This window comes from Nibrella viscosa, from assembly GCF_039541875.1.
GTDB lineage: Bacteria > Bacteroidota > Bacteroidia > Cytophagales > Spirosomataceae > Nibrella > Nibrella viscosa.
The window spans coordinates 75100-96790 of the sequence record NZ_BAABHB010000018.1 but is presented as its reverse complement, the minus strand read 5'-3'; the positions used below and the strand labels follow the sequence as shown (position 1 = coordinate 96790).

The following is a 21691-nucleotide window of genomic DNA, read 5'->3' as shown; positions in this document are numbered from 1 at the left end:
TTTAGGCTGCCACACAGTCAAACCTGGCAGACATTGTCAACCATTTCTTAAAACTGGCTGAATTCCGAACGGCAGGCATTAGCTTAGGAGTACCGGAAAATCAATAGTTGGTTGCGGGTACAACTTCGGTTGAGTGCAGCTATTCAGTGAATAACGCAAGCTAATTAGCACAACAGTTTCAACCATTACAGCTTCCCTGGAACAGAACTCCGCCCATCAGCGCACCAACGAATTACTGGTCTATCATCACCTGCACGAGATTCGGCTGGCTCGTCACTCCCTCACAGGGTAAGAAACAGCTTTGTCGATTCTAAAGCCATTCTTGTCGCTGCTAACTCCGCTTTGGTCGAAAATATTTTGACCTGAATACCCCACCAGCTAGGTTTAGGCCAGTCAACACACGGGTGCTGCATCAGGCCAAAGGGCAGATTTGAGCCGGGCTGGCGCACTCGTATTCCTCATCGTTAAGCGAAACAGTAGATCAATGGAAGCTAACTTTATCTCCTCCGCAGATCGCTTTATCCCGGTGGCCGAAGCCAAAGAACTGACCACCCACTACCGGACCGAGCATAACCAAGAATATACCCAGCTAACTTTAAGATAAAATCTGTCAGCAATAAAGGGTTAGTTATACATTCAGATTATGCGTGATACAAAAAAGTGTACTTAATCGTACTCTGAAAACTTTTAGCCATCAATGAATAATTTTTAAAATGCTCTATTGAACCTCAACTATAAAACAAAAATCAGATATTATGAAAGCAAGGTTTCAACTTTTATTCGGGTTACCTTTAGTTATAACTATCATTTTACTCAGTTGTGAAAAACATATTGAGCCGATTTCTGAAAGTAAAGATAATGTAAACGAGCCAATCAATTTGCAAGAGCTAAAAGATTGGTTCAAGAAGACAGAGGGTGCATCAAACGGCAAAAAGGCTTCCTCTATTGAAAAGACTGTTCTGTGGGACTTTTACCAACAAGGTTATTTCAATAACAACAGAAACTTTGTAGTTACAACTTTAGCATATAAAACCGAAGATTTCTTAAGAGCCGATGCTATTGAGAGTACAGAGAGTGAGTTTAAGGATAAATTGAATACAAACACTGGATTGATGCGCAAAGCTCTTTTCTTTAAAGATACCAAAGGACAATATCAAAAATATGTACTTTATATCCTACCTGACAAAAATCTTCAAGAAAAGCTAAAAAGCATTAAGAGCAAGAAAATCAAAGGTCAAGAGTTCTCGGTTATATTTGTGTCCGTGACTGGTATACGGAAGAATTTGTAGACGGCTGGAAAATGGAGAATGGAAAGTTTAAATCGCAAATACTGCTTTCTTCTTACCAGTTAAAAGGGAAACCTTCCACAGGTCGAATAGCAAGTGGATACTGCTCCTACTACTTATATGGCACTATGACCTGTACTCAGGTTCCTTGTGCAAACGCTCGAATTGCTGCTTCAACAATGGATCAGCAATGTCAACAATGTTCATGGACTACAACGTCAACAGAGAGCTACTGTGAAGGAGATGGCTCCAGTTATTTTACAGGACAGATTGGACAAGCAGCCTATGGATCAGGAGGAACACTTTCAACTATACCTGAAGGTAGTAATTTAAACCAGGTAATGGCTAATTTGGTTAATACTTACAGCTCACAGTTGACGTTACCCGAGAAAGAATATTTACTAGATAATGATGAATGGGGAATTGCTGAAAGCCTTACAAAAGCATTAAGTATGTGGGCAGGTTACTCTATTCAGCAGTTAGAGGGTTTAGCTTCAACCTATTTAAATGGAGAAATTACCGAAGAAGAAAGAACTCTTTTAAGGAATATAGATGGGCAAAATTATTATCGAATTCATCTTATGAGGCATATGCACGATGGATTTCTGGCTACGGTACACACTGGATCTAATTTTAGTGGATTAACGAATGGAATGAATCCTGCTAGCTGTGGACAATGTACCGGTAACGCCTTCAAGCATGCCATATTACGTATTATGAATGCTGCGACATTTGGAAGACAAATGTCTATTAATTTGGGAAACGCACATGAGCATTACGTTCCTCGATCAATCGCTTCAAAAGAAATATTAATGGATTATGATAATAATGCACAGGGTATTTCTATATTTGATTATTATTTTAGTGATTGGCAAAACTGTTGGTTTTTTTGTCGCAACCAACTTACTCCAACTTGGATACAAGAACTAAATCAACGAATCACAAACGGTCAGCTTTTTTACATTAAAAAGAACTCAGACCCTAGCCTACAAGGAGATGAATATTTTGACGAACTGGTAACAACAAAAGTAGCTGGAGAATCAAGAAGATAATTCATTTATTATGAAAAATTCATTTTTTATTCTTGCCTTTTTTACCCTTTTAGGTTGTAGTACTGATGAAGCAAATGAGAAGGCAATTAATTTCAATGTTTTAGGCAAAAAAATATATATGCCGTTAAAACTAGACACAGCAATTAATCTTTATAAATTAGATCAACAAGAATTTGGAAAACGTTATAAAATAGACACGACACGATGTGTAACAGTAACTGCCTGTTCAGATTTTAAACTTACGGATTCGCTAAGGCTTTATAATGAAAATATTTGGGGTATTAATATAACTTTATTTGGTCCAGATTTTTCATTTAAGAATGTTCTTAAGACAATTGAAGGCGATTTGAAAGTCAAATTTTTACCTGCTGTGATTTTCAATGATTCATGTTTAAGAGCGGAGAACGGTAAATTAAAATTCGCAATAAGGAAGTTTTTACACCATAACCCTTTTCAAAAAAGGGGTCTTAAAGAAAGCAATAATTTGCCTTTTTGTTTTAAAAGTAACCCTGTAGATGCAATAGTTTTATATATGACATATGGACTGAAAGATAGAGAATTTCAGCATTATGTAATTTCGAATGGATCATCGATTAGTAGTGATTAAGAGCTTATTACCGCTTTTCAAATAAACTAATAAGTCTATACATGGTATGTAGCGGTTAAAAAGCCTCGTACATAGCCATGCAAAAAAGCCATCAGCTAACAAAAAAGCGGGCAGCTATACCCACTTTTTTGTTAGCTGAACTAAGTCAAAAAATATGCTCTACGTCAGTTGCGGCCTCTCATGTAAGCATGCTGGTGTGAAGCAAAATGAGGTAAAAGATGATTAGGCAATAGCTAATCACCATCTGCAACGGGGCCACCGGACTCGGCTGGCTCGTCACTCCCTCGCAGGGTAGGAAACAGCTTTGTCGATTCTAAAGCCATGCTTGTCGCTGCTAACTCCACTTTGGTCGAAAATATTTTGAGGTTAATACCCCAACGACTAGGTTTAAGCTAGTCAACACACTGGTGCTGCTTTAGGTCAAAGGGCGAGGCTAAACCGTCTGGTGGACATCTACCAATAATTTTAAAGATAAACAAAAGTGATGGAAGCAACTACTTTTCCTTATAAGGCTACTATTCCACCCTTAAGAAAACCAGAAGCAGCTACTCAGCTGAGAGTAGTTTTCAGCAACAACAACAGCTTTAAGTACACAGCCCTTCAGTTGCTACTGGTTTCTAGGGGTGTAAAAGTGTGCAACATCTTACCGCCCGGTGAAGCTGCCGCAGTATCAGCTTTAGGTCAGCTATATCTTAGTTTTTAAAGCAACGATTAGGCTAATGAAAGCTAATAAAAGGAATTTACTATCGTGAAGATTACTTTAGAAGCAATTTCGAGGCAACTAAACCATTTAACTCAGAGTACCTAGGCCAACGTTTATCCTCTCTAAAGTTGCTATAATAAAACAGGGTAAAATTAAAAAGAAGCTACACTTTGTAACGAATCTATTCTTTGGCGTTTTGTCAATATCATTCTCTTGTACATTTCATAAAGGTATTAACCCTGATAATCCTTCAGATGAAATTTTATTAAACACAACCGAAAGCTCCTGCATTCAAAGTCAACTAATTAAAAAAGTGACTGCAACGACTGGGATTATCTGGTTTAATACAAATGAAAATGCATATATAATTTCGGTACCAACAGCAACAATTGATTCAGAAGACCTAGGCATCACTTGTAATCTACCATTAAGCCTTAAGAAAGATGGGCTAAAGGTAAAATTCGATGGTGAATACAGAAAATACGATGGTATACCTGCCTTTAAAGGGAGCGGCCAAGAATACTATTATTTAAAATTGACACATATTAAGAAACTAAAATAAAAACCATGAAAAACATTTATAAAGCTTTAACTGCCTTTTTGCTTATTATTACAACAAAGTCTTTAACATTAGGCCAAGGCTCAAAAAAAGAGAGTGCTTTATACGACGATTGGCCAGTAACTGTATCCTCTAATTTAACTCAAGGCAAGAAAAATACTAATGTATCAGCTTACTTTTCAATTAATAGATCTTGGAATCATCGTATTTTAACGTACTACTTTCAAAATGGCACTAATGATATTGCTGGAGATGGAGAAAGGCAAGCAATTCGTCAAGCATTCGATTTATGGGCGTCTCAAACAGATATTGCATTTTTAGAAGTGTGTAACGAGGCATCTGCGGATATTAGAATTTTGTGGACTACAGGCAATCATGGAGACAATCAGAATTTTGATGGACGTTATGATGGTATAGTTCCAAATTTATTAGCGCATGGAAACCCTCCACCATTACCAGGTTCAACGGATCCACTTGATGGAGATTTACATTTTGATGATGATGAAGATTGGACAGACCTGATAAAAAATAATAATCAGCAGCCAATCGATTTAGTCACAGTTGCAGCACATGAAATTGGGCATATATTGGGGCTCAATCATTCTACGGCTTCAGGAGCACTTATGAATGCTAGCTACACTGGATCACACCGATATTTAAGCAGTGACGATATTGCTGGTGTTCAAAGTATGTACGGTGCAAAAGGTACAGGCTCTATTATAACTGGATCAAACTATTTTTGTAGTACTAATGTGTTAACTTTACAAGAAGTCCCACCTGGAACTACAATAAATTGGTCAGTTACACCAGCCTTTTCATTTGCGAACTCTTCAGGAACTGGTGCATCAGCTAACTTAACTGTTTCCGGTCAGTTAGGATCAAAGTATGCAATTAACTACAGTTTACAATCTGGCTGCGGGAGCACAACAATTAATAGAGAAAATTTATGGGTAAGTAATCCAGGTTTGCAGCAAATGACTTATGGTACGGAAGGCACAGGGCAAACAAATACAGTTTATTCTGTTAATATGGTTTCGCCTGGCACGTGGTATATTCTTCGTACAAATACTGAATTAGCACAGTTAACGTCTGGACCTTTTTGGAACCCTAGTTCTTCAATAAATGGCTATTCTCCGAATCAAGGAGAATACCGGTTTAACCTCACTCCTGGCCAATCGGTAAACTTAACAGTTGCCGCATCTAATTCTTGTGGATCTGCTAGTCGCACAATAACGTTCACAGTTCCGTCTAGTTATTTTGTAGCGCCTAATCCTGCTCAGAATTCAATTACCATTCAATTTGACAAAGTAGATTATTTTGAAACTCTCCCAGAACAAATCGTACTAATTAATGAGAAGAATACTTCTATTACTAAGATAGTTAACATGAAAGATTTAATTAAAGAACAAACGTTTAGAGAAAATAGAAAAGTAGAAATAGATGTTAGACATTTACCTCGTGGCACTTATTATTTACACTTTAAAAGCGCAAATATTATGAATAAAGTGGATAATATTGTTCGAATTTTACTTAATTAGGCTTTATATTAAAGCATTGTCTTATACGAAAATTTAAGTAAATTTTCCAAAAGTTTAAATTAATTTCTGTTCACTTTCAAAAATTGTTACTATGAAAACACTTGCTACTCTAATTTCTTTAATATATTTTTATCTTAATGTATGCTATGCTCAAGTGGGTATTGAGCTCAATGGTACATTTTACGCTGCTGGAACGACAGCGGTTATTTTATGTGGACAGCAATCGGTTTCTGTTAAAATAAAAGATGGAGCCATATACAGGTTTTGTAATAGCGTTATTACCCAACCAACAGGATGGACAGTTCAAAATAATGATTCGCAAGGAGGCTGTCCTGTGTTTGCAGCGACTTATTCTACAGGCGGAACTTTAACTATGGAGTATTTAACTGATTTATCTGGCAGGACTAGTCAAGTCTCAATTACAGTTGAAAGACCCATTCCTAATAATTTTGATATAATTGGTTATAGTAATGTATGCTCAGGTGAAGTTAAAATATTTTCACTTAATAATCCACCTAGTGGAACTATCACTTGGTCAACTGGCAGTAATTTAAGTTTAGGTTCGAATGGTAATACGTCCACTCAAGTATCTACTACAGGTAATGGAAGTAGCTTCGTTGGTGTAACTATTAACACAACAAATGGCTGTGGTGTAGTAACTAGATCCAAAATTGTTTATGCAGGGGCACCAACTTTACAAGTGATGACCTATGGAACCCAGGGGAGTGGAGTAACCAACACAGTCAATACAGTCAATACAGTTTCACCATATACATGGTATATTGTTCGCACGAATGAGAATGATGGAACTGTTAATTGGACAGTAAATAACTCTATAAATGGTTATGTTAGTTCAACCTATGAGTACAGGTTTAATTTAAGTTCTGGACAGAATTTTACGTTCTTTCCAATTTCTGCCTCAAATAGTTGCGGCTCTGCAAGTAGGTATCCGACTTTTACAACCACTTCTGGCTACAGCTTGGCATCTAATCCAGCAAGTTCAAGCTTGCAGATTAATTTTGATAATACAGAGATTATAGAAGCCTTACCTGATCAAATAGATTTATACAGTGAAAGTATTAAAAAGCCAGTTAGATCAATTAAAATTAAAGATATTTTTGATAAAAAAGCGTTCTTAAACAATAAAAGTATAGTTTTGGACGTAGAAGATTTAACTCGTGGCACCTACTATTTGCACGTAATTAACTACAAAAACAAGGAACATACAGTTGATGCAATTCGTGTGATACTTCATTAAGGCCGCATCACCTTATAAGAACTGTTGACTAAATACCTATATTATTTATAAACCTTTATCGTAGTTCAACACTATGCCCTAGGAGAGTATTACAATAAGTGGGTCAGGCAAAAAGTAATAAGCTTTACATCTGACCCACTTATTGTAATACTCTCCTAGGGTGTGTATGGCTATGTGTGTTTGCAAATATCAGGCAACTAATACTGATTTAATTTCTCAAGTCTGAGCATTGTATGACGTCTTCCAAGTTAATGAAAGAACATATCTTTAGATTCGAAAAGTACTAATCTCCCTAAGGTTTCGAATGATAGTTACATTTTAATAAAACGAACTGTGGCTTCTACTTTGCTATTAGGAGTTATAAAATAGTAATAAATAGAATAGCCAGTTCCACATATTTGCCTTAACTTCTCATAATTTATCGTATTGTTCTGGTTGATTGGCAAGTCAATACTATAACCAATACAGTTAACCATCTTTTTAGCAATAAGTTGTGCTTCGATTTCTTGCTTGATGAAAAGTCGTTCAAAATTTCGGTTGCTTCCTGGTGAATAATCTCCATTAGGAGTGGCTTCAAGTTCAACTTTTACGGAGTCCTTACTAACACTCGTTAACTTTAATATCATAGTTTTTCCTAGAATAGGGTAGGTCATACCCTCACCTGATTTAGAGTAATAGCTTTCTGCATAATAAACGCCCTCAATTGCGGAAGACGGAACTGGCAAAACAATCTTTTCATTATTACAACTGTAGAATAATGTAATTAGCACAAACAGCAGCATAATCGTAGTGTTATTTTTTCTCATAAGCAAAAAAGGTTGATAATTGAAACATTTACTTAGCTGGCATTTTAAAAATTGGGTTTTATCTACAGGTAATTAAAATATATAACGAATGCTTTTTGAATATAATATGTTCCAAACAGTTATATTTTATAATTAATTTTGATACTACATAATTTTTAAGAAGAATAGGCGCTTCTCTTTTTTAAAGTAGTAATAAACATTTTTATATTACGACTTAGCTTGATTTTAGAGTTAGGGAGCCCGCTCCAGAAAGTCCTGCTACGTCGGCATTCCGATTCTACTTAATGATCATGTCGACATGCACCTCGAAGCGGGTGTCTGACTCGGCTAAAGTCTGCTTGGCTTCGGTGCTGGAGGAGTATTGCTGCTTCGGCAGACCGATTAGGTTTGGTTTTCATCAGACCACTAGTTTACATGTTTTAGTTCAACTTTGCGATTGGTCTAATTTTTGGGGAGTAGTACTAATAGTGCTACTCTTACGGATATCAAAACTGACGCCAGAGCCTATACGTAGCTTCTGAAAGGCACTGCATTGTTAGTTTCGCTTACATTTAAGTAAATCGGCTACTTACTTCGCATCAGCGCACCTACGACCTATTGGTCTATCATCCTCTGCAACGAGGCCACCAAACCCGACTCGCTCGTCACTCCCTCACAGGGTAGGAAACAGCTTTGTAGCTTTGTCGATTCTAAAGCGGTCCTTATCGTTTCTAACCCCACTTTGGTCGAAAATATTTTGACATCAATACCCAGCCGATTAGGTTTATGCCAGTCATCATCTCGGAGCTGGCGCACTCCTTCCTACCATTTAGAAAAATAATAAACCAATGGGAACCAACTTTATCTCCTCCCCAGGCCGCTTTATCCCGGTGGCCGAAGCCAAAGAACTGACCGCCCGCTACCGGGCCGAGCATCCCGATGCCGTCCGGGCCGAACTCTTCAGCGCGGAGTTGCTCCAACAGCTCCTTAGCCGGGGGACCGCCATCCGCATCTACTACGGTCAGCAGGACACCAATCCCCAATTGCTGTTGGTAGCTGTGGATGCCGAGGGACGCGACATCCTGCCCACCAGTGATACTGATGGGGTACTGGCATTTGGTCAGCCCTGTCCTACTATTTGTGACCCTACTAGCGCATTGAATGGCTAAACCAGTAAAAAGATCAATTCATTTTAAAATATAACTTTCAACCTTGTTTCTTTTAGAGGTTTTTAACAATCGATTATAAACTCAAAACACTAAAGTCTCTTTTAAATTGTGCCACCTATTTTTATAGTTTACATAAATATAGATCAAAAGACTTTGAATTAATTCCCGAAATATAGCGCTCAATTCGGGAATACTATTCTGATTTTTTTGAGCTAAGTTCTTCGTCCATAATCAACAATTTCTGCATGTGAAGAAGATCGCCAAATGTACTATTGGTAGCTAAAAACTCATGTAAATTACTTCTATTAGTGGTGATTTGCCATAGATAGTTGTGATTCTCTGTTGATTGCTTACCCATATAATTTTTAGTATAAATTTTAAATTTAAACTTTATGAAAAAATTTATTATGTTAAGTAGACCAGCATACATAGCAACTATTTTGGCAGGTATGGCTATTTGCGAAGGAATGTATGCAAAAGAAAACAAATTCGGTGATCCTGCTGATACGTGGGATAGCACAAAGGTGAAAACAGCCTCTAAGCCCGTGTTCCTAAAAAGATTGATTGAACCGGAGTTCATTACAGGCAATAAGAAAGTACAAGTGAGGGAGTTTAACTTACCTCCAAGCCAACCTACAAACATTCCTGATTTGGGTAAGATGCAATTAGCGGGCAAAGCCTTTCCACTTGTAGTATTTGGCGATGGTCTTGCGGCCGGTTGGCGGGATGGAGGTTTGTTCAGAGCGGGCCAGCAAACTGCCTTTCCTAACTTGGTGGCATACCAAATGGGTTTGACAAATTTTAGATCTCCTTTATTTGATACGGAACATGGTAATGGAACAGGCTATCTGATAGCTTCTCCTAACTCTACAGGGCCTAGGTGGCAGGAAGTAACGAATAATACTGCTATCGTCAACTCCTCGGATATACCTGAGCTTATGCCTTATGTTGGAGATGAGGTCAGCAATATGGCTCTACCTAAAGCCGACTGGGCAGGGATGGGCGGTACGTTATCTCCAAACAATAACGGTTGGGTATATGTTGAAGATGGTCGCCGGTGGACCGATGATATGATCTTCTTATGGCGATTAAAGCCAAAGGTTGATAAAAGCAAGTATACCTACTGGCAAATGCTGGACGAAAGCTTGAAGGCGAAACAGCCCTCTCTTGTATTGGCTGCTTTTGGGTTTGATACTTGGATCGATGTAAATCTCAAAAGTAAACATGTTAATATTAGTTGGCCAATGGCCTCATCAGAAACTCCTCCCTTATCGATTGTAGTTGCCCGGAAAGCACAGAGTAACGGGGCCGCAGGTGTTGTGTTTACGTTACCCCATTTTAAACATTTGGCCTATTTTAACTGGTACTCAATCAGTCAGCTTAACCAGCTTGCTAAAAATGCTAAAATTACCCGAACGCGGGAAGGTCTTTTGGGGTATGAACTCCTTCGGGGCAATATGATTTTCTTACCAACCAAGGCAACTGAGGCACTTTTTAACATGGCCAAACAGTCTCCGAACGGCTTAGAGTATCAGTTATCCGATGTGGATGTAGCCGATCAAGGTGAAATTGAAGGCGGATCACCAGCACTATACAACAATCGAATTCGTCAGGAAGCTCGCAAAAATGGATTACTTGTGGTAGACCTGGAATCGCTTTACGAAAAAATTTATGAGGGTGGCTTTGTTACGGATGATGGGTATCCGATTGATGGAACGCCTAAGGGCAACTTTTTTTCAGCCGATGGCCTCTATCCCTCCGCTATCGGCAATGCGGTTATTGCTAACGAAACGATAAAGGTGCTTAACCAGCATTTTAACGCCCATATTCCATTAATCAATGTTGCAAATTTTGCCTCACAGGTAACAAAATAAAATATACACCCAATTAGATGACTCAAACTATGAAAAAGTTTATATTGTTAGGAATGGCTCTGGCCTGTGCTATACGCTCCCTGGCTCAATTGTCTATTTCGTTGCCGGTAGCGGGTGTGTATCAATCTACATCAACAAATACATCGGTTGTTTTAGCAGGACAATACATTGGTTCATCGTTGTCCAATTATAGAATTGAGTATGAAGTTTACCGGTTAGATGTTAGTGACAGCCACTATCTTTCTACTCAGCAGACCTGGACGACCATAACGACAAACCCAACCTATGGTTTATTCCGGACAACGTTAAGTTTACCAATTGGATGGTATTCGGTTGCTGTCCGGGTTTGGAATATAAGTACCAGTAGTGCCGGATCGTCTAATTCAGTTGTTTTTGGTGTTGGCGATGTCTTTGTGATCTCAGGCCAATCGAATGCTCAAGGAGGAAGTAGTAGCCTGCCAAGTCTTAATACTACTTATGATGGTATTGTCAGCCATAATTACACCGATGGCTGCAATAACAATTTGCCCCCTTATCCCGTTATGACAGCACTCAGTACATACAATAGTATAGGGCCAAATGGCACTAATTCATGGTGCTGGGCATATTTAGGGCAACAATTGCAGAGTGGAGCCCCTTCTGGTGGGAAACCTATCGCTTTTTTTAATGCTGCCCATGGAGGTTCAAGTAGCTTAAACTGGAAAGAAAGTGCTAATGGCACAAATACGACAAATCAGTATACTGGGTCTGTTTGGTGTGGCGGAAGTTATTCTGGACCTGCACAACCATATTTTTCACTGAAAACAACATTACAGTATTATGCTGCAATTTTTGGTGTAAATGCTCTTTTATGGCATCAAGGTGAGGCAGATAACGAATATCCTTCAGGTCGGACGAACAGATCAACCTATCGACAAAATTTATTAGACCTGATAGCTCAGACTAGAACTGATTATGGCAGTTCTCTACGTTGGCTGGTTTCTGAAGCATCTTTTCAAGGGGCCAATCCTACTGGATACGAAACCAATACAGATGTCACTTCCGCACAGGATGATATTGTATCAAATTCTAGTTATGATCCTTCAGACTACAACTACAAAGGTGTGATAACTGATGGATATGGTACTTCGTATAGGGATATAACTGACAAAGTACATTTCAGAGAAGATCGGAATAATGCAGTATCCTTACTTGGAAATCTCTGGAATACTGCTATAGGTAATGCGACTTCCGGTCCAATAGGTGGAGTCACACCACCAACAATTACAATGTCCAAAGTTGGTAGTAATTGGACTTTAACATGCCAGGGAACGTACTCCGCTTACCGCTGGATTAACATGTCATCGGCCAACACAAATTCGCCAGTTGGTACAAGTTTCAGTTACTCTGGTAGCACGGGTGGATCTTATGCCTGTTTAGTACAGAGTTCAAATGGCAAGTGGGCAATTTCGCAGACAATCTATACAAATTGCGGGAGTTGTCGGGAAGGAGCTTTTGCGAATTGGTCTGAAGAAGAGGAAGGGATCCAAACCAAGGCTTACCCGGTTCCTTTTGATAAAGATTTAACCATTGAGTTCACTATTCCAGCCGATAGTCGGGTTCGTTTAGAACTCATTGATGAGAGTGGGCGAATTTTGCAAAAAGTGACCGATAGCATGCACATTAAGGGTACCTTTAAGTATCCTATCTCGCTGGATAGTTCGCCTTCGTCCATATTATTTTATCGATTAAATGTAAATGGTTTAGGCATCACTAAAAAATTGTTGAAAGTGCAGTGATCGATCTGTAAACTACCGTTTGAGCGTTGAATTTGGTCGCGTGATTTACTTTTATAAGAACTGATCAAATTCAATTCTTAAACGGTAGTTTGACTAACAAGCTATGAACTTTATCTACGCCCAGCTATGCAGGTATTTATCAAACTATATTGCGTTTTGCTTATAGCCGGTATGTTAATTACCTGCCGACGTATAGAGCCTGAACCCGACCGTTTGTTCGATGGCCTTCCCCGGTTAAAGTCGATCTCCTTTGCGGGTATCCCACAGGAAAATATTTCAATTGATCAAAAAACCAGGATAGTTTCGGTTAAAATGCCATCCATTCTTTTAGATAGAATAGGCATAGCTCTTGACCTGACCGACAATGCCGAATGGGTTGGCAAAAACGATTATATAGCGCCTAGAGCGTTCGGCTGTGACGCCTGCTTCAATATTGTGTTAAAAGACAAGAAAGATGTGTCCGGTAGCCTGAACACAATCATTTACACTGTAAAAACATTTGCCCAAGATCCCATTAAGGTAGCGTTATTATCACAACCGATCTCTTATACCATTCGTGGTGAAGAAAATCCAAACCCATATGGCATCGATATTCCGATGGTAAATTTATACGGTAATAAATTGCCTAAAGAAGCGCACTTGAACTTTGAGGGTTCAGGCGAAAAGATAATTATTAAAAAGACTCCTCTTGATGACATGGAGTTGGGTGTACACTTTAGTCGTATTGCTAATAGGTTAGGCATTCACCTTTACAACGAGAAGCTCCGACCTGGTACATATCAAATAGAATTACTTCTTGAGGATGGTACGATATTAAAGGTATCTCAACCGCTTTTAGTTTACAAAGGAACGCCTGAGTTTAAGTATGAAGCACAAAAATACTTTGGCTATCGAATACCCATAGGAAATACCTTTACGGTTGAGGGTTACAATCTATTTGAAGGTGATTTCAGCTTCGACTTAGTAAATAGTCAGGGAAGAACTTACCCTTTATTGAATTTGGTATTTGAGCCTTATGGCCGACAGATTCAGGTGCCTGTTCCCTCATCTCTTGCGCCAGGTCAGTACGTATTGCGTGTGTACCTCAAAGGGGTGAAACAGCCTGATTGCCTACGGCTCAATGTGCTTAAAGACGATAAACCACACCCTGTTATAGGTACACTTGTTACAAATTCCGTTCAAGAAGCCAATCCTTGTTCGCTGCTGGAACCAGTCATGGCACAGCGTGGAGTGGCTTTATTCTTTACCTCAAATCAGGAGAAAGCTATACTGGACAAGCTTTCGCAGCATCTTACCCTAAAGCTCGTATCGGTTAATGATAATGCTTCCTATTATGCGAGCGTAGTTCCTTATGATTACTCGAATTCTGGTTTTCCGGGTTCATTTACGATTCCTGCCACAGTACCGCCCGGTTTATATACGGCCATTCTACAGGTGCTGGATGCGCAGAATAACGTGGTTGACAAAAGCGAGCCTTATGGGAGGGTATTGAATGTGCAGTAATTCGCCTATAGCTTGTTATACAGGAACTACGTTTAGACTGTATTTAAAGAAAATCTAGCAAATGATTGAAGATATTCCGTCAGGAGCTTGACCTGATCGTAAATAGTTTTCCGTGAATCCACTAATCGGATAAATTCCGCAGCCCTCCCATTTACTTTTCAATCCCAAATTTAGCACATCAGACCAATTCCATTATCGATTGGCCGCCTTTATTCAACTTCTAGACTTGTTTAGCTAACCACTTACCGGTTATACGAGGGGGCGCATTTGTGAGTTTACGAGATCGCAAGGCTGATTTAACAGCGTCAACATATTACCCGTGCCCGTTACCTGTTACCTATGGGTTCTACTCCGGCACGTTCACCCCGATGGCAAACAGTGTGACATCAAACGAGCCTGATATCGTCCTTGGTATTAGCGTCAGTTATTAGCCAGAAGCAGTACATCAAACGTGCCGCTTATATTGGGGTTGCGTCCAGATGTCGGAATGCCAATGCCGTCGGCGTACATGACCGCCTGAAACGTACCCTTCACCCGTCGGAGCGTACTGCTGCCTTCTGTTTTGATGACGGTAGATTCGGTAATCGTCAAACTACCCGAGTTGGTCACATACACCTGGGGGCCGGGTAAGTTCATCGTCAGATCCGCAATTTCACCTCTGGGCCCGGGTGACTCCTGGATGCCCATTCGGTAGGTTCCCGGCGTCAGGGTGTTCATAATTCGGAGTGATCCGTACGCCCAGTACTGATTGGGTACCGACGTCCGCTCCTGATACGGCCGCGGCTGGCCAACGGTGAAATTAATATAGATATCATCCTGGCTTATATCGCCTAATACACCTGAATAGGTTTTCGTCGAAGCATTAAACTGCTCGGGACCTTCAGCCCGCATTCTTAGTCCGCTCCCCTCCACTGTAACCAGGCCCGATCCGGTGTAGCTATCCATTGACGCCGGTACCCTCAGATATGAGGGCAGTGCCGGCTCCGGATCTTTCCCTTTATTACAAGCCCAGAAGCTGGCTACCAGCACAATCCACAACACTCCTTTCCTGATGCTTTTCATAGTATTCAAGTACGCGTTTTGGAAAGTTTAATACGATTTCTGCAATTTTCCGTACACTTAACCTCCTTTTCCAGCTACAGGCCCTATAAACGTATTTAATAAGCGAGAATGACACTTATTTCTTCGGCCCGTAGAGAATCGCTTCGTTGCGCGGCTGGCTTAGTTCGTTGTAGCGCTTATTGGTTTCCGAGCTTAGATTCGCACCCAGCGCACTGACCTGCTGGTAAAGCTCCGACATTCTTACGTGCAGCTCGTCAATAATCTTTAACCGCTCCGAATCCGTCAGCTTCAGTGTATTGGAATCATAATAGTCGACGGGTAATTGAAAGTTATCGACGATGCTGCCCACCAGGCCGGCCAAAGCATTCACGTTACCGGTGGCCAGTCCCACCAGCATCGAGCCGGCGTTGGGTACCCCAAACAGCGAACCCACCACATTGCCGACAATGGACACGACCTGCTTATTGCCTTCGGCCGTTGCCTTCTTCAAGCCTTCGAAGAACTGTTTATTGAGTTCCTCAATCTTTTGGCTAAGCGCGTCACGATCGGCCTGCGATAGTTTATCCCAGTCCTCCTGTGAATTGACGCCGGCGGCTGATAATGTCGCCTGTATTCGATCCGTAATCTCTTTGGCTTCATTGCCACCGCTTCCCCCAGTTATACTGAACGTCGGAAGTGGTGGCAACAGAATCGGCTGGCCGGACTTGAGCACTACGGCCAACTGATCGCCAATAGACTTTGCCTTATCCAGCGCCGTGTTGAGCTGCACAATGTATTTATAGGTGAACCCGTTGCCGGCATGGGCCGAAAAACCCGCATTGCCGTTCTCAATCTTCTGAGCCATGCCCACGTATTTGGAGCGATAGGCATAGATGGATTGCTGCATCTGGATAATTTCACCGACTTTGTAATAATTTACCACACCTTTCGACACAATGATCCGGGCGTTAAGCTGACTTACCGTCAGTTTGTTGAGCCGTTCCTGTAGCACCCGAATCAGTTCAAGTTTAGCGGCCTGTTCGGTGTTGGAATCGCCCTTCAGGTTAATAATGGTGCCTCCGCCATCCTGTGCCATTATGGTAGAGGTAGACAGCGCCACCAGTATGAGAAAGAGAATACAAAAGCGTTTCATAAACAATACGGGAAAAGGGATTATGGAACAATTTGAAAGTTGAGCCTCACAGTATCCGGGCGAGTATAGCCCCGCTCCTGCTGTGCAATCAGAATGACCTGACATACCCCCGTTGATTCAGGGGTAAACAACCATTCGGACTGACCCAGCGGCAAGGCCACCGGTACGCGCTGCAGAATGGCCACAGAGTCCCGGTACAGGCGGCCAAGCCCAGCCTGTTGGTAATACACCAGTTGATAGCCCGTTTGCCGGTAGTACGAATCAGTTTTGAGGTCGAGTATGATTCGATGTGCCTGCCGGCTTTGCATGACATAGTTGCTCGTATAGGCATTGATCTTAACCCGGTAAGGTGCTTCAATGCTGAGGTTTTCCTGCTGACAGGCCGTGGCCAGCACCAGCAGTAATAAGGCAGTGAATAGCGATTTCATTCGTCAGTAGAGGTTGGAAGAATAAACTTGACACCAATACCCAGGTTGAAACGGGTTCGCACCACATTAGACCGGAACAGGTAATATTCCTTGGCTCTGGCCAGCAGGATCAGCCGGTCGCTTGCCAGGAACTCGCCCTCCAGTGCTACGGTTGGCCCAGCCACCCAACTGGAGCGGTTAATAATCCGGGCACCATCAATCGACGGCTGGCCGCCATTGATCTGTTCATAGCCACCCGCTACGCCGAGGCCTGCGTTAACCACCACACTCCGACTGACTCGCCCGACTACCCGGGTATAGATCTCCCCTTCGCCCAGGTACTGGTTAAGAGGTACGCGGTTGATGTCGTAGGCATACTGTTTTGCGTTGAGGTGCGCCCCGGCTTTCCAGTAGGTATACCGCGAACGATACCGGCTATAGGCGATCCCGGCAAAGTACCCGAAGTTATCCTGAACTGGCTTTCTGAATCCATCCAGGAAACCGCCTGACAGCTCTACAGCAGACTGCCCTGCCTGGTGAAGTTGTGCGCTCACAGGCAGGGAAACCAGCCCCAACAGACCAATTAAGAGCAGGCTGATGGCGACGTTTCTCATAGGGGTTTGGCGGAGGCTAGTTCTTCGGGACCTATGGGCAGCGTCAGCAGTCGAGCTCCCTCCTTTTCGTTGACCTGCACCATTAGCCGGCGGTCCTTTTCCAGCGTCATCCGGTTGATGGCCAGTACGCGCGTTACCGTCTGGCGATGAGGTATCGTTGGCTGACCGTCATCGAAGATCTTGATCGGCTCGACGATGACCTCCTGTGAGGCTGACGACTCGCCCGCCCGCTTCAACTGCGCCACGTACAACCGCATGAAATCGGGGTTGTAGTCCAGCTTGGAGTCATTGTCCAGGCCCAGCACCAGAAACATCACATCCTCCGTATAGAGGATATTCTTCAAATACAGCTTCATCCCCTGCGTCTGGTAGCCCACGTGCCTGATACGCCGGCGAGACTCCAGGGCCTGCGTGCCCAAGGTATTTAGCTTATCGGCCAGTTTGGCAACTGATCCGGAAGCCACTTTCGCGGATTTGGGCACCTCGGGCGTTTGGCTTAGCCGACTTAGGTCATACGTCAGCACCAACGGATCCTGATCGTATTGCACCCGGAAGCTATAGAGTTTACCATCGGCGGTGATCACCGTTAGGCTGGTACCCAGAAAGCTCCGGTTCATAGATTTGATCCGAAATACGTTGCCGGCCTTTTCGACAGCTTCTCCGTAGATATCCTTACTGCCCAGGTCGGCATATTTGATTTCGTGAGGAAAGATCAAATGCGTGGTTTTCGTGTCGCTCACGTGAATAGCATACGACGTGCGGAAGGTTGCCGGGTCAATGGGCTGGCTGTAAGTCGATACACCAACTGGTGTGGCGACTGCATCGGCGTACCGACCCGGCATGGCGACGCCCGGCGTACCGACGCCCGGCTGCACATAGTTGACCTGCGCATACACCTCTCCCAGGCATACGCTCAGCAGGAAGGGAAACAGTACTGTGGTTTTCATTGTGCTTTCAGGTAAAGATTATAGCCGCCCCGCAGCCGGATCATCGGCTGCCGAACAGCGTTGGATGCATTCATACGGGCTGAATTGAGTACAGAATTAGCCAACGCGCCTACGCCGGGCAGGTTGACGCCCTGAATTGCGGACGATTGAATCTGGCCGCCCACCTGACGCGACAGACCGGGCACATTCACCCCTGGTGAACCGTCGGTATCATAGACATCCAGATCCAGCGGAATCAACTGACTTCCCAGCTGCAGGCTACGCACGGTCAGGATCAGCCGATCCTCGGCCAGTCGGCCAACGGCGTACAGGATAGTGTTAGCCGGTACCGTTACACCTTCAACGGTCACTTCCTTCAGCAACCGGAGTTTGACCTGTTGGCCTTCCCGGATGGCTTGGTCTTCGTGCACCACAACCGGTATCATCCAGGCGATGTGCCGGCGGGAATGCTCGCCTGGATTCAGCACTGCGCGAGTTGGCTGGGGGCGATTGCCACCGGTAGGAGCCGTGTAGAACGGACTCTCGTTGTCTGCCCCATCCGACAGCCGGCTCGTGGCCAGCTTATCGCTGAGCCGAACCGTAGTCGTAGCCGATTGGTCAGACTGCCGGCCTCCGTCTGCCGGTGATGGCTGAGTAGGATGAATATCCTCGACGACATACTGAGGAGCCTGAGTTGCGGAATAGGTTTCGGATGTTGCAGCGCTTTGCTGAGGGGGGCGGTAGTAGTAGCTTTTTCCGGATCGGTTTCCTCCGGAGGTCGCTGCCAGTGCCGCCTGATTGGTCTGGGATGCCCGTTGCGCCGGACGAGCCGCCGGCGTGACGACGCCCGGCGTAATCGCGGGTACTGGTAAGTTGGTTTCCGCCGGCGTAGCGGCCAGACTGGAGGCATGTCTTTCTGGCGGTGCTGGACTGCTGGCCGGAATCGCCTTTAACCCCTGTGCAATGGAATCCTGACGCGTATGGGTGAAGCTGGACAGGACCTGACCACCCTGAGCGGAACCGTAACCTGGAGTTTCCACCGACCGCGTCCGAATAACGCTGTTTTTGGCCTGGGGCACGCTGGCGTTGAATCCGCTGGCTCCGGGCCTGTCGGCCGCAGCCTCTTCGGCCAGGTAACGTTCGCCCTTGCCCCCGCCCAGAATCCAGAACAGGGCCATCAGAAAAGGCACAATAATAACCGGGTACATCAGCATCGCTTTGCGCTCCCGGAAAAAAGCAACTTCTGTATGCGTTGCCGAAAGGGCTGTATTCATGGCTTATGCGGAGTTTGGCTGGAGTAGGTCGCTTTGAGACTATCCAATTGGTGAATGGTTGCCTGACGGGATGCCTGTTGCTGCAGCAGCGATTCTGTAGTTTGCCGGAAGAGGCTTTCCATCGGCTTGATCAGTTGCTCGGGCGTCGCTTTCGGCAGGGGCTCCTGCATGCGCTGAATTGATCGGGTGAACTTATAGACCCCTCCCCCACCCAGGACCAGCAGAGCAATGATGGCCAGTCTGAGCCGGGTGCGGTCAGAGAGGCTCATCAGGTACTCGCCCAGACGTACAATTGGAGTAAGGATCCATTTCATTGGCGCATGCGTTCTTCCAGATCCGTGTTATCCAATACCGCAAACTTCTCAATCAGAAAGCCGTGGGGATTCTCCATCGAACGGCTGACGTTGCGCAGGTACCCGGTGGTTACCAGCCGGCGTACGGTGATATTGGTCAGGCGGATAATCTGCTGCCGGCTGAAGGTGCGGAACTGATACGGGTACTGGTTCAGATCGATCTGGATGCTGTCAACCTGAATCTCCTGCGAAGCCGCGGCCTGAATGAGCTGATTGTAGTAGCCTTTCTCCTTGGTATCCAGGTACAGCCGGCTGACACTCTCATCTGCGTATGGAAGCGCTTCCCGGATATGCTCTTCGATAGCGTGTGCATCGGGGTCCAGCGTAAAGAACAACTCGTGAAACCGCCGAACGTGGTCGCGGGCTTCTACCGGCCGGTTCTCCCGTACATCATTCCGTAGGGCTGCAATCAGGCTTTTCCCCTGCTCGACCACGTAAATGCGGCTCTCCGAATCCGTCTTTACCCGGTAGGCAAATACCAGGCTAGACACGGTGATCAGAAAGAACAGTGCGACACTGGTAAAGGCCAAAATCCGGATGTTGCGGTAGGAGGTTTCCAGATTTCGTAGCGACTTGAAAAAGGTTTGATCGTTGGAGGCCATAACTAATCAGACGTTTTGGTAATGTTTCGCATGTTGTTGAATTCCTGTTTGGCGGCTTGCCCGTAGAAGGAGCCGTAGTTAGCGGCCGTTTTAGCTGCGGCCGATCCGGCTGCATAGGCCAGGCCTGCCCCCATCATCGCGGCCGAGCCGACACCGCCGGCTACCTGGCCAGCCCCATGCATGACACCGTTGACCGCGTTCCGGGCCATTGGGCTCGTAGCCGTTCCCATGGATCCCATTACCATGGCCGTCGACAAACTCGTCATCCGCTGCAGCGCGCCGGCAACCCCCGACGAAGAGATGATGTAGGACGCAATGGTCGGAATGGTGAAGTAGCTCAGCGTGGCCACGATCATGAAGACAATGTAGATTAGCGGTCCGCTCTGGGCCTCATCCGGCACGTTATTAGTCAACTCCAGATACTGAAGCGTAATAACCTTACCCTGCAGGTAAGACACGATGGTACCCAGGATATTGGCCATGGGCAGCCAGAGCGAAATCTGCACGAACCGGGCAATCCACATCAGGTGACTGTCCTGAAAACCGGTAAAGATGGAAATGGCGAAGGCCAGCGGGCCGATAATGGTCAGCACGATCAGGAAGAAGGCTCTTACAGTCATGACCACCAGGCGGGCTGCCAGAAAAAGCGCGTAGAAGATATTCTTTAGAAACAGGTCGAAGCCTTCGCGGATATACAGCCGCTGCTTTTCGATAACCAGTGTCAGATACTGACCAATCGACCAGTTACTCAGCTCCTCCCCCATTTCGGCGTCGAGTTGCGCCATGCGCTCCTGAATCTTCTGCTGACGCATCTGCTCCAGTTGCTGAATGCGCGTCACCTGAATGTCGACCATGTTCTGGGTGGCCACCTCCACCGGTCGGATCAGTGCGCCCAGGAAGTCAGTAACCATGGTAAAGTTGAGCACGATAAAACCAATGGCGAACGGCCTGAGCAAGGGATAGACATCAATGGATTCGGCCCGGGCGAAATGGCCCAGAATGCGAAATCCGATATAAAAGGTAGCGGCTATAGCCGCAATGGCCGAGGCTACATCACCCAGGTTGCCCATGCCCTGGAGTACCTCGGTAAACGCGGTTTTAATAGCCGCTTCCATCGACTCAAACTTCTGGTAGAAGCCATAGTCGACATACGTGCCGGCTCCCGGCTGTTGGAGTAAAATCATATCATGGAAAGGTTTAGGTGTACGT

The 21691-nt window shown here is 44.2% G+C and carries 20 protein-coding genes; 10 read left to right on the top strand and 10 right to left on the bottom strand.

Annotated features, from left to right (window positions below; translation table 11 throughout):
* The first annotated feature begins 755 nt into the window (after nt 1-755).
* From ABD931_RS27085 to ABD931_RS27060, 6 genes are all read left to right on the top strand, one after another.
* Complete coding sequence (locus ABD931_RS27085) at nt 756-1289, top strand: hypothetical protein (RefSeq protein WP_345271170.1); 534 nt, start codon at nt 756-758, stop codon at nt 1287-1289.
* 11 nt (nt 1290-1300) lie between these two features.
* Nucleotides 1301-2338, top strand: coding sequence for a hypothetical protein (locus ABD931_RS27080; protein ID WP_345271169.1), 1038 nt, complete (start codon nt 1301-1303; stop codon nt 2336-2338).
* A gap of 10 nt (nt 2339-2348) precedes the next feature.
* Nucleotides 2349-2945: a hypothetical protein gene (locus tag ABD931_RS27075; protein ID WP_345271168.1), complete on the top strand. Its 597-nt coding sequence runs from the start codon at nt 2349-2351 to the stop codon at nt 2943-2945.
* An 899-nt stretch (nt 2946-3844) separates the two neighbouring features.
* Nucleotides 3845-4210, top strand: a complete 366-nt coding sequence (locus ABD931_RS27070; protein ID WP_345271167.1) for a hypothetical protein — start codon at nt 3845-3847, stop codon at nt 4208-4210.
* Between the two features lie 5 nt (nt 4211-4215).
* On the top strand, nt 4216-5745 hold the full coding sequence (locus tag ABD931_RS27065) for a matrixin family metalloprotease (RefSeq protein WP_345271166.1): 1530 nt from the start codon (nt 4216-4218) through the stop codon (nt 5743-5745).
* Nucleotides 5746-5836: 91 nt separating this feature from the next.
* Nucleotides 5837-7003: a hypothetical protein gene (locus tag ABD931_RS27060; RefSeq protein ID WP_345271165.1), complete on the top strand. Its 1167-nt coding sequence runs from the start codon at nt 5837-5839 to the stop codon at nt 7001-7003.
* A gap of 311 nt (nt 7004-7314) precedes the next feature.
* Here the strand turns inward: ABD931_RS27060 and ABD931_RS27055 are convergent, their stop codons facing one another.
* Complete coding sequence (locus ABD931_RS27055; RefSeq protein WP_345271164.1) at nt 7315-7809, bottom strand: hypothetical protein; 495 nt, start codon at nt 7807-7809, stop codon at nt 7315-7317.
* An 827-nt stretch (nt 7810-8636) separates the two neighbouring features.
* On the opposite strand from ABD931_RS27055, the gene ABD931_RS27050 reads away from it, so the two are divergent.
* From ABD931_RS27050 to ABD931_RS27035, 4 genes are all read left to right on the top strand, one after another.
* The gene (locus ABD931_RS27050) at nt 8637-8957 is read left to right on the top strand and encodes a hypothetical protein (protein ID WP_345271163.1); all 321 of its coding nucleotides are present in this window, start codon (nt 8637-8639) and stop codon (nt 8955-8957) included.
* 392 nt (nt 8958-9349) lie between these two features.
* Nucleotides 9350-10831: an SGNH/GDSL hydrolase family protein gene (locus tag ABD931_RS27045; protein ID WP_345271162.1), complete on the top strand. Its 1482-nt coding sequence runs from the start codon at nt 9350-9352 to the stop codon at nt 10829-10831.
* A gap of 29 nt (nt 10832-10860) precedes the next feature.
* Nucleotides 10861-12609 carry a T9SS type A sorting domain-containing protein gene (locus tag ABD931_RS27040; protein WP_345271161.1) on the top strand — a complete coding sequence of 583 codons (1749 nt, stop codon included), beginning with the start codon at nt 10861-10863 and terminating at the stop codon, nt 12607-12609.
* Nucleotides 12610-12735: 126 nt separating this feature from the next.
* Complete coding sequence (locus tag ABD931_RS27035; protein WP_345271160.1) at nt 12736-14112, top strand: hypothetical protein; 1377 nt, start codon at nt 12736-12738, stop codon at nt 14110-14112.
* Nucleotides 14113-14532: 420 nt separating this feature from the next.
* Here the strand turns inward: ABD931_RS27035 and ABD931_RS27030 are convergent, their stop codons facing one another.
* From ABD931_RS27030 to ABD931_RS26990, 9 genes are all read right to left on the bottom strand, one after another.
* On the bottom strand, nt 14533-15174 hold the full coding sequence (locus tag ABD931_RS27030) for a hypothetical protein (protein ID WP_345271159.1): 642 nt from the start codon (nt 15172-15174) through the stop codon (nt 14533-14535).
* A 115-nt stretch (nt 15175-15289) separates the two neighbouring features.
* Entirely contained in the window at nt 15290-16306 is a 1017-nt protein-coding gene (locus ABD931_RS27025) for a hypothetical protein (RefSeq protein ID WP_345271158.1), read from the bottom strand.
* A 20-nt stretch (nt 16307-16326) separates the two neighbouring features.
* On the bottom strand, nt 16327-16734 hold the full coding sequence (locus tag ABD931_RS27020) for a TraQ conjugal transfer family protein (RefSeq protein ID WP_345271157.1): 408 nt from the start codon (nt 16732-16734) through the stop codon (nt 16327-16329).
* Nucleotides 16731-17327, bottom strand: a complete 597-nt coding sequence (locus tag ABD931_RS27015; RefSeq protein WP_345271156.1) for a conjugal transfer protein TraO — start codon at nt 17325-17327, stop codon at nt 16731-16733. Before ABD931_RS27015 ends, ABD931_RS27020 begins: the two co-directional genes overlap by 4 nt.
* On the bottom strand, nt 17324-18274 hold the full coding sequence (traN, locus tag ABD931_RS27010) for a conjugative transposon protein TraN (RefSeq protein WP_345271155.1): 951 nt from the start codon (nt 18272-18274) through the stop codon (nt 17324-17326). Before traN ends, ABD931_RS27015 begins: the two co-directional genes overlap by 4 nt.
* Nucleotides 18271-19527 carry a conjugative transposon protein TraM gene (gene traM, locus ABD931_RS27005; protein ID WP_345271154.1) on the bottom strand — a complete coding sequence of 419 codons (1257 nt, stop codon included), beginning with the start codon at nt 19525-19527 and terminating at the stop codon, nt 18271-18273. The genes traN and traM overlap by 4 nt, the downstream gene beginning before the upstream one ends.
* Nucleotides 19524-19841 (bottom strand): hypothetical protein, encoded by a 318-nt coding sequence (locus ABD931_RS27000; RefSeq protein WP_345271153.1) that lies wholly within the window; start codon nt 19839-19841, stop codon nt 19524-19526. The genes traM and ABD931_RS27000 overlap by 4 nt, the downstream gene beginning before the upstream one ends.
* On the bottom strand, nt 19838-20482 hold the full coding sequence (gene traK / locus ABD931_RS26995; RefSeq protein ID WP_345271152.1) for a conjugative transposon protein TraK: 645 nt from the start codon (nt 20480-20482) through the stop codon (nt 19838-19840). Before traK ends, ABD931_RS27000 begins: the two co-directional genes overlap by 4 nt.
* 2 nt (nt 20483-20484) lie before the next feature.
* On the bottom strand, nt 20485-21666 hold the full coding sequence (locus tag ABD931_RS26990; protein ID WP_345271151.1) for a TraJ family protein: 1182 nt from the start codon (nt 21664-21666) through the stop codon (nt 20485-20487).
* Nucleotides 21667-21691: the final 25 nt, after the last annotated feature.